The sequence below is a fragment of the Nocardia yamanashiensis NBRC 100130 genome (assembly GCF_001613325.1).
Taxonomy (GTDB): Bacteria; Actinomycetota; Actinomycetes; order Mycobacteriales; family Mycobacteriaceae; genus Nocardia; species Nocardia yamanashiensis.
Genome location: NZ_BDCD01000022.1, coordinates 120,096 through 133,449, shown reverse-complemented (window position 1 = coordinate 133,449; position 13,354 = coordinate 120,096). Strand labels below are relative to the sequence as shown.

At 70.4% G+C, this 13,354-nt stretch carries 8 protein-coding genes; 1 reads left to right on the top strand and 7 read right to left on the bottom strand.

What is annotated here, in order from left to right:
* Nucleotides 1-41: 41 nt before the first annotated feature.
* Together NY1_RS26125 and NY1_RS26120 are read right to left on the bottom strand one after the other, a co-directional pair.
* Nucleotides 42-2,603, bottom strand: a complete 2,562-nt coding sequence (locus NY1_RS26125) for a protein kinase domain-containing protein (RefSeq protein WP_067718691.1) — start codon at nucleotides 2,601-2,603, stop codon at nucleotides 42-44.
* Entirely contained in the window at nucleotides 2,600-5,128 is a 2,529-nt protein-coding gene (locus NY1_RS26120; protein WP_084535349.1) for a serine/threonine-protein kinase, read from the bottom strand. Before NY1_RS26120 ends, NY1_RS26125 begins: the two co-directional genes overlap by 4 nt.
* A gap of 181 nt (nucleotides 5,129-5,309) precedes the next feature.
* Here NY1_RS26120 and NY1_RS26115 point away from each other — a divergent pair, with 181 nt between their 5' ends.
* On the top strand, nucleotides 5,310-6,995 hold the full coding sequence (locus tag NY1_RS26115) for an amidase (RefSeq protein ID WP_084535348.1): 1,686 nt from the start codon (nucleotides 5,310-5,312) through the stop codon (nucleotides 6,993-6,995).
* A gap of 145 nt (nucleotides 6,996-7,140) precedes the next feature.
* Here the strand turns inward: NY1_RS26115 and NY1_RS26110 are convergent, their stop codons facing one another.
* The 5 genes from NY1_RS26110 to dacB form a co-directional block, all read right to left on the bottom strand.
* Nucleotides 7,141-8,034: a LysR family transcriptional regulator gene (locus NY1_RS26110; RefSeq protein WP_067718689.1), complete on the bottom strand. Its 894-nt coding sequence runs from the start codon at nucleotides 8,032-8,034 to the stop codon at nucleotides 7,141-7,143.
* A 447-nt stretch (nucleotides 8,035-8,481) separates the two neighbouring features.
* On the bottom strand, nucleotides 8,482-9,039 hold the full coding sequence (gene hpt / locus NY1_RS26105; protein WP_067718685.1) for a hypoxanthine phosphoribosyltransferase: 558 nt from the start codon (nucleotides 9,037-9,039) through the stop codon (nucleotides 8,482-8,484).
* Nucleotides 9,040-9,055: 16 nt separating this feature from the next.
* Entirely contained in the window at nucleotides 9,056-10,198 is a 1,143-nt protein-coding gene (locus tag NY1_RS26100) for a tRNA lysidine(34) synthetase (RefSeq protein ID WP_439956039.1), read from the bottom strand.
* Nucleotides 10,199-10,441: 243 nt separating this feature from the next.
* Nucleotides 10,442-11,512 carry a zinc-dependent metalloprotease gene (locus tag NY1_RS26095; RefSeq protein ID WP_233434488.1) on the bottom strand — a complete coding sequence of 357 codons (1,071 nt, stop codon included), beginning with the start codon at nucleotides 11,510-11,512 and terminating at the stop codon, nucleotides 10,442-10,444.
* Nucleotides 11,513-11,744: 232 nt separating this feature from the next.
* Nucleotides 11,745-13,199: a D-alanyl-D-alanine carboxypeptidase/D-alanyl-D-alanine endopeptidase gene (gene dacB / locus NY1_RS26090; protein ID WP_067718682.1), complete on the bottom strand. Its 1,455-nt coding sequence runs from the start codon at nucleotides 13,197-13,199 to the stop codon at nucleotides 11,745-11,747.
* Nucleotides 13,200-13,354 lie beyond the last annotated feature (155 nt).

The following is a 13,354-nucleotide window of genomic DNA, read 5'->3' as shown; positions in this document are numbered from 1 at the left end:
GAACCACCGCGAAAAACCCTGTGGGCGCGCCCCGCGTCCCGTCACGCCTGCCGGATGGGGCGCGGAATCGCCCGCACCAGGGCATTCAGATCGGCTTCCAGTCGCTGGAAGAGCAGGAAACTGATCACGAAGGCGAGAATGCCGCCGACGCTGAGCCAGCGCACCGTCACGATCACCAATTCCAGGTCGGCCCGTGATACGAAGGTCGCACTCGCCACCCCGAGCAGCGGCACCGACGCCGCCACCGCCAGATAGAAATTCGCGCGCCGCGCCAGCCCCCACAGCTGCCGTCGATCCTCGGGCCCCACCGCGCCCCGGGCCAGCAGTTGCGGATACAGCGATCGCACCGAGAACACCGCGATCAAGAAGAACGGGTACGCCAGCGCGATGGCCGCGCACACCGCCTGGGCCGCGAAGAAGTGCGCGTAGGCCTGCGCCGACAGTTGCGCTCCCATCCGCGAAAGCCCCAGCGGCCAAGCCACTCCCGCGAAGATCCACATGGCGAACGGCACCCACACCGCCCGCTCCCCCATCAGCAAGGTGTCCCGGCGCGCCCGCGCCAGTTCGGCGGGCGTATACCGGTGCCCCCGGGCCAGCCTATAGGTGACGGCGAGCGGCCGCCGGGCCAGCCACAACAGCACCAGGGCGGCCAGCGGGAACGCGATCGCGTTGTTCACCAGCGCGACCGTCCCGAATCGCTCCTGATCGGCCGCCGGCAACCGGTCCACGATCAAACTCTGATTCAGCCGGATGTTGTACACGCTGGCCAGCAGATTCGGCAGCCCCACGCACAGCGCCGCGATCGGCACCGGCCACCGCCGCAACCGCGCCCACACACTCCGCGGCGGCGGATCCACCAGATCCCGCGCCCGCGCATCCAGACACAAATCCAGCTGCCCCGCCAGCTCGGCCCCGTTCTGCCACCGCCGATCCGGATCCGGCTCCAGACACGTGGTCAGCACCCGCCGCAAGGTCGCGGGCGTATCGGCGGGCAGCGCCGCGATCGCCGCCGCCGACACCCCGATCCGCCGCTGCCGCAACAACCTCCGAACCTCGGAGTCCCCCCGCGCGCCCAGCGACGAACCATTACCTGGCGCGGCCGCGTGCGAGCCTGCTCCGTCCGCGGTCGGATCCGATCCGGTCGTCGCCGCACCGTCGATGCCGTCCTCGTACGGATCTCCACGGCCTGGCAGCCGAGCGGGCCCCGTCGTCGGCATGTGCTCGCGATCCGGTCGATCGACCGGACCAGTTGTCGCATGCTCGGCAGGGGGCGTCGCCTCAACTTCGGCAGGAGGGTCGAAAGGCATTGCGCCGGTGAGCATTTCCCACAGCAGGAGCCCCAGGGAGTAGATGTCGCTGCGGGCGTCGGGGGCGGCTACGACCGGCGTGCCCGGGCCGACGCCGACTACGCCGTAGCCGTCGTCCAGGGCGGCGCGGGGGTCGAGCGCGGCCAGGGCCTCCGGGGAGCGGTAGCGCTGTTGTTCCAGTTCGGCGAGGTCTTCGGGGGGATACAGCGGGCCGACGCTGAAGTCGGCCAGCTTCGGGACCCCTTCGGCCGTGAAGATGACGTTTCCCGGGCGGATGTCGTGGTGCAGCACGCCGTGGCGCTGGGCGTACTCCAGGGCTTCGGCGAGCCGACGGCCCACCCACGCAACGGTTTCCGGCCAGGTCAGTTCCGCGATCTCGGCACGGATCCGGGAAGAGGCGGCGGAGCGGATCTCGCCGCGGGCCTCCATGGCCGCGTCGACCGCGGCGAGCAGCACCGATCCGGTCAGCCGGGGCCCGTTGTGATTGCGCCCCACGCGGGCGGCGAGCACCGTGCGCTCGGCCCGGCCGACGACCTGACCGGGATGCCCGGCGAGTCCGGAACCCGTTTCCGCCGTGACTGATTCGGCGACACGAGCGCCACGGAGCTGGGCGAGAACACCGGCCACCGTGCCGCCCGGGTGGTACTGCATGTAGAGCAGGCGCAGAGGTTTGCCGCTGCTGCCGTCGGCGATCAGGCGCTGATCGTAGACGCGGACGATGTGCTGATGCTCGAGCTGCGCGACCGTGGGGGTGTCGGTGTCGGCGCCGGCCTCCACCCGGACCGCGACCAGGCGTTGCATGGAACGCTGGCGAGCCAGGAACATGCGGCTGTGGTCGGTGCCGCCGAGTTCGGTGAGCAGATCGAAATCGTCGAGGCGGCGGCCGGTTCCGATGTCCGCGGGCAGAGCCGGGCGGACCGGCGGCTCGGGCAGGCCGGCCGAGCGGGCCCGGATCTCGCCCGCCACCTCCGGGTATTCGACGACGAAGGTGTCGATGTCGAGGGGACGGCGCCGATTGCGCGCGAGGTACTCGTCGAACACCAGGTCCGCGTATTCGGGGCTGCCGGTGACCTCCGGGAATTCGCTGCGGTAGTCGATGATCCGCTTCTCCATACCGGCACGGCGGCGGCGCTGCCGCACGTCGATCCGCACCAGTTCGGTGAGCACGGCCAAGCGCGCCAGCTGCCCGTCGGGCAGGAAGCGCCGCAGCCCGGGCGGCTCGTCACGTTCTCCGCGCAGCGTGGATTCCCATTCGGCGGTGAACCGGCAAACCGCCTGTGCCGGATACTCGTTCACGTCCGGTGACCCGTCGCGGCCCCACCGTCATGTACCGACCGTCCCGGTTCCACCACCCGCTCCAGCGCCCGCAGATCCGCCTCCAGTGCCCGGAACATGACGTACACGGCCACGAAGGCGGCGATCCCGCCCACACTGAGCACCCGCACCGCCACGATCACCCGCGGAATGTCCTCGGGCGGCAGGAAGGTCACGCCCGCCACCGCCAGCAACGGCACCGAGGCGGCGACCGCCAGATAGGTGGTACAGCGCCGCCCGAGCCGCCGCAGCCACGCCGCGTCGTCGGCGCTGATATCGCCGTGCCGCAGGAACATCGGATAGATGCACCGCACCAGATAGAAGGTGACCAGGAAGAACGGATACGCGACCGCGATGGCGCCGCACACCACCAGCGACACCAGGAAGTGCACCACCCCGCGCATCGGCAGCTCCCCGGTGGCCAGGCGCAAGGCGATCGGGAAGGTGATCCCCGCGATCACCCATAGCGAGAACACCACGAACGAAATGCGTTCCCCCGTCAGCAGCACGTCGGCGCGGGTGCGGCGCAAGGTATCCGGGTCGTACGCCTTGCCCTTGCGCAGCCCGCGCGGCACCACGATCACCGACCGGCACAGGTACGCGATGGTCAGCGCGCCCAGCGGGAAGAACACGAGATTGACCAGCGCGGTGGTGAGGGTGAAGGTCCGCATGGCCGCTTCCGACAACCGGCTGATGATCAGGCTGTCATTGTGCGCGATGTTGTACAGCGAGGCGAGCCCGTTGGGGATCGCGACCGCCAGCGTGACGATCGGAAGCAGGTAGGGCCGCAGGCGTTTCCGCCAACTGCCGGGCGGCGGATCGACCAGATCGCGGGCGCGTTCGTCCAGGCACATCTCGAGCTGCTGGGCGAGCACCCCGCCGCTGCTCCAGCGCTGCTCCCGATCCGGGGCCAGGCAGGTGAGCAGCACCCGGCGCAGCGCGGCCGGGCAGTCGGCGGGAAGGCGTTCCAGCGCCGCGGTTTCGACGCCGCCGCGCCGCCGGTCCAGCATCGCCTCCAGCGTGGTGCGGTCGCCGTGTTCGCCCGGCCCGGCCGTGCTGTCGTCGAACGGCTTTGCGCCGGTGAGCAATTCCCACAGCACCACGCCGAGCGAGAAGATGTCGGCGCGAGTGTCCAGATCGCCCGCCGTGGCCGCGCGTCCCGGATGACAGGCTTCCAGCTGCTCCGGCGACATGTAGGACAGCGACCCGCCGAAGTAGGCGACCGGGCTGGCGTCCTCCAGATTGCGGCTGAAGCTGATGTTGAAGTCGGCGAGTTTGGGCACGGCTTCGGCGGTGAGCAGCACATTGGCGGGCTTCACATCGCGATGCAGCACCCCGTGCCCGTCGGCGTATTCGAGCGCCTCGGCCAGCCGCCGCCCCAGCCACGCAACGGTTTCCGGCCAGCTCAGCCCCGCGATCTCGGCCCGCACACTGGAATCGGTGGGCCGGATCTCGCCCTTCTCCTCCATGGCGGCGTCCACGGCGTCGAGCAGCAATTGCCCGGTGCGCTCGGCGGGCGGGGTGGCGCGCACCCAGCGCAGCACCCCGAGCAGCGTCCCGCCGGGCAGGAACTGCATGTACAGCAGCCGCAGCCGGCGACCGGTCGAGGTGCGCATCCCGGACATCAGGCGCTGATCGAAGACCCGCACGATGTAGTCGTGGTCGAGCTGGGCCAGGGTCTGGGGCTCGGTGCCGTGATCGGCGGAGATCTTCACCGCGACCAGACGCTGCAGTGAGCGCTGCCGGGCCAGGAACACCCGGGCGAAAGCGCCGCTGCCCAAACCGGTCAGCAGGTCGAAATCGTCGATCCGCTGGCCGATTTCGATGCGGTCGAGCAGGTCGTCACTGCCCGGAATGGACATGCCGCCGGTGGCCCGCGTCGATCCCTCGTGCACCCCGGTGAGCTCGGAGACGTCCAGGCGGGTGAGTTCACCGGAGGTCGGCACCCGGGTGCTCTCCTCCCCCGGTACCGAGCGGACCGAGGTGTCGAGCCCGAACGAACCGGGCGCCGCGAAGGTAGTGTCGCCGGGCGCTTCGTGGAGCGTGGTGCCGCCCCGCGTCGATTCGTCGAGCGCGGCCCGGCGGGTGCTCTGATCCTCGTCGTCCGCGTTCAGCAGCTCCCGCAACTCGGTCGCCTGATACGGGTATTCCAGCAGGTAGTCGCGTGGATCGACGCGTTCGCCGCTGTGCCGGCGAATCACGAACTCCTCGTACACCAGCCCGGCCGGCAGGTCCCGGGACGCGAGTTCGGGAAACTCCGCGCAGTAGTCGCTGAGCCGTTTCGGCACCCGCGGCCGCTCCCCGGCGGGCCGCAGCCAGCGATGCCGCATATCGACGCGGATCAACTCCAGCAGCGCGCTGCGCCGCAAGGTGCGCGCATCGGGCAGGAAGTCGGCGATCCGGGGCGGGGCCGCGCCCGTATCCCAGGCGGCGGCGAACTCGGCGACCACCGTGAACTCCGTCCCGGCCGGGTAGCGGCCGGAACGGTGCTCGGAACCAGATGTCATGTCCGCACCCCGCTGGCTCGGCGCGGAAACCGTTTCGAATCCGCACTTTCGATCCGCGGATGCGACAGAGAAATTCCGCCACACCCGACACCATCATCCCCGAGCAATAGCCTGGATGATAACTTGCGGCTCAACAGCGGATCACCCGATTTCGAACACGAAGCGACGGGGGAACACCAGCATGTACGACGAGGGCACCACGCTGGCAGGCGGAATCGCGGCGGGGGGCGGTCCCGGAACTCCCGGACGGACATCTTCTGATATCGGTGAGAACGGCTCCGGCGCTACCGCTGACACGACGGCCGGACTGCCGGATGCAGGCAAGGCGGCGAGCACCGATTCGAAGCGGGGCGGGGCGGCGGTAAGCGATCCAGCACGGGGCGAGGCGGCGATCAGCGATCCAGCACGAGGCGACGCGGCGATCAGCGATCGGGCACCCGGCGACGCGACGATCAGCGATCCAGCACGGAGCGATGCGGCGGTCGCCGATTCTGGGCAGGGTGACTCGGCGGTCGGCGATCCAGGACCGGAGCGCGCGGACACGGCGGTGGAGATCGCGGCAGCGGTGCAGAACGGGGTGGTCACGCCCGAGGAAGTGGTGGCCGCGACGCTGGAGCGGATCCGGGGGCGGGATCGGAAGCTGAACGCGTTCAGCGTGGTTCGGGTCGACGCGGCGCGGGCCGAGGCGCGGGCGGTGGCCGAACGGCCGGATCTGGATGTGCTGCCGCTGGCCGGGGTGCCGATCGCGGTGAAGAACAATGTGGATGTGGCCGGGGAGGTGACGCGGGGCGGATCGCTGGCGGTCGCGGATCGGCGGGCCGCGGGCGATCACACGGTGGTGCGGCGCTTGCGGGCGGCGGGGGCGGTGGTCGTGGGCTTGACGACCATGCCCGAGTTCGGACTGTGGGGCGTCACCGACGGACCGGATCGGATCACCCGGGGGCCGTGGAATCAACGGTTCAGCGCGGGCGGCTCGTCGGGCGGCGCGGGCGCGGCGGTGGCGGCGGGCATGGTGCCGGTCGCGCACGGCAATGACGGGCTGGGATCGATCCGGATTCCGGCGGCCTGCTGCGGGCTGGTCGGCATCAAACCCGGGCGCGGGCTGGTGCCCGCCGAGGTCGGGGTGGACTCCTGGCACGGGATGACCGAAAACGGCGTGCTGGCAACGACTGTCGCGGATGCCGCGCTGGTGCTGTCGGTGCTGGCCGATCGGCCGGATCTCACGGATCCGGGGACGCCGCCGACCTTGCGGATCGGGCTGGCCACCGCGGCCCCGCTGCCGCTGATCCGGGTGGATCGCGCGTGGACGGCCGCCGCCGACAAGGCCGCCGCCATCGCCTCGGCCGACGGGCACACCATCGGCGTGGCCGAACTTCCTTATCAGGGTGCGGCTTTCGCGGCGACGCTGCGCTGGCTGGCGGGTGCGGCCGCGGAGGCCGACGCGGTCGCGTATCCCGAACGCCTGCAACGCCGTACGCGCACGCACGCGCGGCTGGGCCGGCTGGCGCTGAAGTCGGGGCTGCTGCGGCCGTCGCAGGTGGATCGGGTGGAGGCGCGACTGCAGGACTACTTCGAACGCTACGACGTGGTCATCACGCCGACGCTCGCCACGCCGCCGCCCCGGGCGGGCCGCTGGCATGCCCGGCCGTGGTTCACGAATGTCGTTGCGAACGTGCGCTTCTCCCCGTTCACGCCGCTGTGGAATCTGGTCGGCTGGCCGGCCATCACCGTTCCGATGGGATTCCATCCGCGCACCGGCACTCCGGTGGCCGCGCAGCTCGCCGGTCCGCCCGGCAGCGAGTCCACCCTGCTGGGCCTGGCCGCTCAGCTCGAGGCCGCCCACCCCTGGCCGCGAACCGCCGCCTAGCCCCGGAACGAACGGAGCCGCCCGCGAGCTGATGCTCGCGGGCGGCTCTGTCGAATCCGAACCCGTTCGGCGCGAATCTCACCCGGGGACGGCGGCAACCTCCGACTCCTGCCGCCGCCCGGCACGGGCGTTTATCGGGGACGCGCTACTGCGCGGCAACCACCGCTTCCTTGGTCTCGGCGAAGCCGCCTTCGAGCACGCGGGCCGCGAACTCCAGGATGGTCGGGCGGTCGTCGTCGGCGCGCCAGGCCACCGCGAGCTCGCACGGGGCGAGGCCGGTGAGCGGGCGGGCGGTCAGGCCGGGCCAGCGGTACATCGGGACATTGTTCTCGGCCAGCAGGCAGACGCCCAGGCCCAGCGAGACGGCCTCGAGCCGCTCCTCGGCGGTGGCGGCCTCGGCGCCGATCTTGATCTGGCGTCCGGCGCGGGCGTCGGCGCCCAGCCAGAAGTCGCGGGCCGCACCGGCTTCGGCGGGCATGGCGATGAAGGGCTCATCGGCCAGATCCGCGAAATCGATGGTCTCCTGGCCGGCCAGCGCGTGGTTCTCCGGCAGCAGCACCCAGCGCGGCTCGGTGCGCAGCACCTGCCAGCGGTAACGGCTGGTGTCGGGTACGGGCAGCCACATCAGCGCCAGGTCGGCCTGTCGCCCGGCCAGGCCGGAGGACGGGTCGGTCCAGGAGGCGGAGTGCAGGGCCAGGCGGTGACCGCTGGCGCTCTCCAGATCGGTGATCAGCCCGCGCCCGATGGAGGACTGGATGCCGACGCGCAGCACCTCACCGGCCTCCTGCAGGGCGACATTGGTGACTTCCCAGAGCTCCAGGATCTTCCGCGCCCCCTCGAGCAGTTCCTTGCCCGCGACGGTCAGGGCCACGCTGCGCTGATTGCGGTCGAACAGGACCACGTCGAGCTGACGCTCCAGCTGACGAATCTGCCGTGAGAGGGTGGGTTGAGCGATGTGCAGCCGCTGGGCGGCGTTGGTGAAGTGCAGTTCCTCAGCGACGGCGACGAAATACCGCAGGTCGCGCAAATGCGGGTCCATAGCCCCTTGCTATCAGAATCGGTCTTGAATTTCCAGCCGAATCCGACCCGAAAGTTTGAAATCGAGTCAGAAAACAGCCGTCAGGTTTGTTACAGACAGCATAGGGCTGACTCGAAACATTCCGGTAACCGGGACGGCGAATTCCTGGCCATTCACTGCGACGGATCCCCACGCCCATCATGTGAACATGTGACCAGCAGTAACATACGCCACGGTTTATCCGCGCGCTCACCTGGGGACCGCTCGCGCGGACTTTCAGCAACGGCGTCCGGCAACCCGCCTCACCGTCCGGGCGTACCAGAAGTGAAATTAGTCACATAAGACCGAAAGCCGCCCACCGAGACGGCGGACGGCTTGGGTTCGGGCGTCCCACAGGAGACCTCCGGCGACGACTCCCGGCGATCCCCCGAGGGGGTTCGGGGGCGAAGCCCCTGAGAGTCGTGCGAGTTACTTCCCCCCGTAGACCTTCGGGTCCAGCGTGCCGATGTACGGCAGGTCGCGGTAGCGCTCGGCGTAGTCCAGGCCGTAGCCGACCACGAACTCGTTCGGGATGTCGAAACCGACCGCCATCACGTCCACCTGGGTGCGCAGTGCATCGGGCTTGCGCAGCAGGGTGACGACCTCCAGCGAGGCCGGATTGCGGCTGGAGAGGTTGCGCAGCAGCCACGACAGCGTCAGGCCGGAGTCGATGATGTCCTCGACGATCAGCACATTGCGGCCCGCGATGTCCTTGTCGAGGTCCTTCATGATCCGCACGACGCCCGACGAGGAGGTCGAGGAGCCGTACGACGAGACCGCCATGAACTCCATCTGGGTCGGCACGGTCAGCTTCTTCGCCAGATCGGTCATGAAGAAGATGGCGCCCTTGAGCACGCCCACCAGCAGCAGATCGCCCTCGGGCGCACCGGCCGGATAACGCTTGGCAACCAGTTCCGCGAGCTCGTCGACCTTGGCCGCGATCTGGTCTTCGCTGATCAGCACCGACGCGATGTCATCCCCGTACACGTGCGCTGGTTTCCCTTCAGTGATGATGTCGACCCAGATCGGGTCCGATGTGGTGCAAGCCCAGTATGAGCCTGCCATGTTCACGCCCGGCAACCAACCTGGTCCCGCTCACCGAGCCGCCCACGGCCACCCCGCCCTGCCCGCGCCAGTCCGTGACCAGCGCTTCGACCATTCGTAAGTTGGTGTCCGTCAATGATTTTGCGCCACCTGAAAGCAACCACGCGCGCAGGACACGGCGGCGCAGGGCGGGAGCCGCAGTGGCGAGCGTCTCGATCACCAGCGTCTCGCCATCACGCGCCTCTGCCAGCAACTTCTCGGCGAGCGCGTCCAGCACGCCGCCGTCCTCCCGCAATTGCGCCGCCGTCCGCGCCAGCGCCCCCGCCACCCCGCCCCCGAGCACTTCCTCGAGCAAGGGCAGCACCTCGGTACGCAATCGCACCCGGGTGAACTCGGGCGAACTGTTGTGCGGGTCCTCCCACGGCTCCAGCCCGAGATCCGCGCACACCTGCCGCGTGGTCTCCCGCCGCACCCCGAGCAGCGGTCTGCCCCACGGCGCATCGAACTCGGCCATGCCCTGGATCGACCGCGCGCCGGACCCGCGCGCCAAACCCAGCAAGACCGTCTCGGCCTGGTCGTCGAGGGTGTGCCCGAGCAGCACCGGCAGGCGGTCCGCAGGAAGACCCGCCGCCTCGATCCGCTCGCCATCCGGCGGGACCGCGAGCGCTCCGGCCGCTCGCGGCGCCGTGTACGGGGCATCGCCGATCAGATCGGCAGCGCGCGCGTCAGCGCTGCCCGCAAGTTCGATACGAGCCGTGCGCAATGCGCCGTACCGCGCGCGCCGCGCCGCGGCTTCGAGGCCGCCACCGCCGCTCACCTCGACCGTCAGCACCCGTGCCGACTGGCAGCCCAATCGCAGCGCCGCGGCGGCCGCGGCGGCCGCGACCGACTCGGACCCTCCCTGCAACCCGTGATCGACGATCAGGGCATCCACCACGTCGGCTTCGGCTACGGCTGCGGCCGTGAGCGCCAAGGAATCCGCGCCACCCGACAAGGCAACGGCCACTGCCCCTTCCGGTGCATACCGGCCCAGCCAGTCACGCACCGCATGCCGCACCGCGAGCACGGCCCGCGTCTCGGGCAACCGGGGACGATCGTTCACGCCCCCGATCGTCGCATGCGCTGCTCTGCCCGCTGCCGCTCCGGCAGCCGACACCGTCTTCGCAGCATGCGTCGCGCTCTCGTCATCCCGGCATGCGTCGCGCTCTCGTCATTCCGGCACGTGTCGCGCTCTCGTCATTCCGGCACGCGTCCCGCGCGCGTCATACCGGCACGCGTCGCGCTCTGGTCCTACCGGCACACCTTTGGCCGGGATCTCACCTCCGAGCCGGCGCCACACCCAGGGTCAGCCGAGAACGCGCCTCACCCACAGTTGCGGTTCGCCGATCTCGTCGGGGCGCGGCAGGGTTTCGGCGTCGGTCCAGATGGTGTTGAAGCGTTCCATGCCGACGGTATCCACTACTTCGTCGACGAAGGCCTTGCCGCGAACGTATTGCGCCACTTTGGCATCCATGCCGAGCAGCGCGCGGAGTAGTCGTTGCAGGGGGTTGGCAGGCCGTTTGCGGCGTTGGTCGAAGGCGGCGCGGATGCGGGCGACCGAGGGGACCACGGCCGGGCCCACGGCGTCCATGACGTGATCGGCGTGGCCTTCCAACAGGGTGCCGAGCATGAGCAGGCGGTCCAGGGCGTCACGCTGCGGTTCGGCCTGGGTGGCGCGCAGCAGGCCGACCACGCCGCTCGCGGCCGGATCCTCGGCGCCACGGCGTCGGTCGCGCACGGCTTCGGCCAGGCGGGCGAGCATATCGGCGAGCGGCTCCTCACCGGCTTCGCCGAGGATCTCCACGTTCCGCTGCATGTACCCGGCCAGCCAGGGCGCGGAGGAGAACTGCACGCGATGGGTGACCTCGTGCAGGCACACCCACAGCCGGAAGTCGCTGGGCGGCACGCCCAGTGCGCGCTCCACGGACATGATGTTCGGCGCGACCAGCAGCAGCGTGCCGTCCGCGCCGGTGAACGGGTCGTACTGGCCGAGGATGGCGGTGGACAGGAACGCCAGCATGGCACCGGCCTGCACGCCCGCCGGTTTCCCGGCCAGCATGCCCTTGGCCGCGCCGTCCTCGATACCGGAGCCGGTGAGCTCGGACATGGAATCGGCCGCGGCCCGGATCCAGCCCGGCCGGTCCACGATGAGCGCGGCGGGCACCGGCGCGTCGTCGACCAGCCGGCTGACCTCGCGCACCGGGCCCTCGGCCCGCACCGAGGCGGCGGCCAGCTCGGTCACCGCCTGTTCCGCGGCGAATCGGGTGGTGCGCGGCCCGGCGGGCACCAGGGCGGACCCGGTCCGCGCGGCCAGCGCCCAGTCGACCGACCCGGTCAGGGCGGTCCGCACCTTGCGGACGTCATCGGTTTGCGTCACCAGAACCTGCTCCCTCGCACCGGAGTCCTGGCTCCCGCGCGCGTTCTCGGCGGTCCCGGGCGCGATATCGCCCGGCAGCCCGCCCGATCCTCGCGAATCCGGCGCATCACCGACGCCGTCCGCTCTCGGTCGCCCACTCCCTCCATCGTGCCCGCCACGGGGCGGTTCACCGGGTCCCGGCTGCTCGGCGGGGGCCGAATTCGGTTCGGGTCCGGTCATGTTCATCCACCCGTCAGGAGCAGCCACAATTGCGCAGTGCGGTGGCGACGGCGTCCAGTGCCGGACGGCTCGCCTCGGGCGGCCGTTCGTTGGACATCAACGCGAAGGTGAGTACCCGCCCATCGCGATCCAGCACATACCCGACCAACGTGCTTGCCACGGAAAGAGTTCCGGTCTTGGCCCGCACCCAGCCCGCGCCGGCCCGGTCGCGCAGTACATAACGGCTGGCCAGCGAGCCGGTGCCGCCCGCGACGGGCAGATAGTCGAGCATGGCGGCGAGCGGATCGTCGGCGGAGCCGGCGGAGGTGGTGACGCCGCTCGAATTGCCTTGGCCGCCAGCGGTGTCGGGCAGCGCGGCCACGGTCAGCACCCGGTTGAGCAGGCGCGCCGGAATGCGATCGTCGGTGGACAGCCCGCTGTTGTCGAGCATGGTCATGCCGGTCAGATCGAAGCCGGCGGCACGCAGCACCGTGCTCATGGCGGTGACCGCGCCGGTGAAGGACGGTTCCTGCCCGGTGGCGACGGCCAATTCCCGGCCCACCGCCTCGGCCAGCACATTGTCGGAGTGAATCATCAGATCGCGCAGCCGGTCCCGCAGCGGCGCGGATTCCACCGATGCGAGCTGCTTGGCCCCGGCGGGTTGCGTGCCCAGTTTCACCCGGGCCGGATCCACGCCCAGCTCGACGGCCAGCTTGCGCCCGGCGTCCAGAGCGGGCGCGTCGGTGCGCGGCGAGTACTCGACCAGCGGATCCAGCCGCCCGCCGTCGATCATGACCGATTCCATCGGCGCGATGGACCCGCCCGCGATATCGGGCGCCTCCCAGCCCGGCGCCATGGTCGGCCCGGTATAGGCGGAATTGTCGACCACGATCGAATCCACCCGCTGCCCAGCGGCTTTCACCTGCGCCACCAGATCCGACAGCTTGGCCGAGCCGGGGTAGTAGCCCTTGCCGTCCGGCTGCGCGGTGATGGTCGGGTCGCCGCCGCCCACCAGCACGATCTCGCCCGGCGTCGCACCGGACACCACGGTGGTGGTGAGGCGATGGTCACCCGGCAGCGCCAGCAGCGCCGCCGCCACCGTAATGATCTTGGCGGTAGAGGACGGGATCATCGGCTTGTCCGCGTCCTGCGTCCAGAGCACCTGCCCGCTGTCACCGTCGGACACCGAAGCGGCGAAGATCCCCAGGTCCGGATTGCCCACCACGGGCGCGAGCGCGGCCGCCAGCCCGCTCGCACTGGGCGCGGTCACCGGCGCGGGCGCGACCTGCGGCAGGGCTTTCACCGGGGAGGGCGGCGCGGCGATCGTCAAACCCCCGTGCCGGAACTCCTCCGTCCACGGTTTCACCGTCAGCACCACCGCCGCGATCGCCACCACCACGACGACCAGGGCGGATGTCACCACGATCCAGGTTCGCTTGCGGCGCTTGGCCTCCAGACCACCGATGTTCTGCTTGTTCTTGACCGACACCTGCCCGCTGTCTCCCTGATACCTGTGGTGGGGAATGCCCCGGGCGTCCCTGCCGAACCCACACGCCCGCGCTCCACACTATCCTCGTTGCGCAGTCGTTCCCCCGAACGAGCTGGCGAGTCGGCAGCCATACCGCCCATGAAGAAGGAGATGAC

Excerpts from the sequence above, each read along its gene's own strand:
- NY1_RS26120 (WP_084535349.1), bottom strand. The coding sequence starts at position 5,128 with ATGACATCTGGTTCCGAGCACCGTTCCGGCCGCTACCCGGCCGGGACG.
- NY1_RS26115 (WP_084535348.1), top strand. The coding sequence starts at position 5,310 with ATGTACGACGAGGGCACCACGCTGGCAGGCGGAATCGCGGCGGGGGGC.
- NY1_RS26110 (WP_067718689.1), bottom strand. The coding sequence starts at position 8,034 with ATGGACCCGCATTTGCGCGACCTGCGGTATTTCGTCGCCGTCGCTGAG.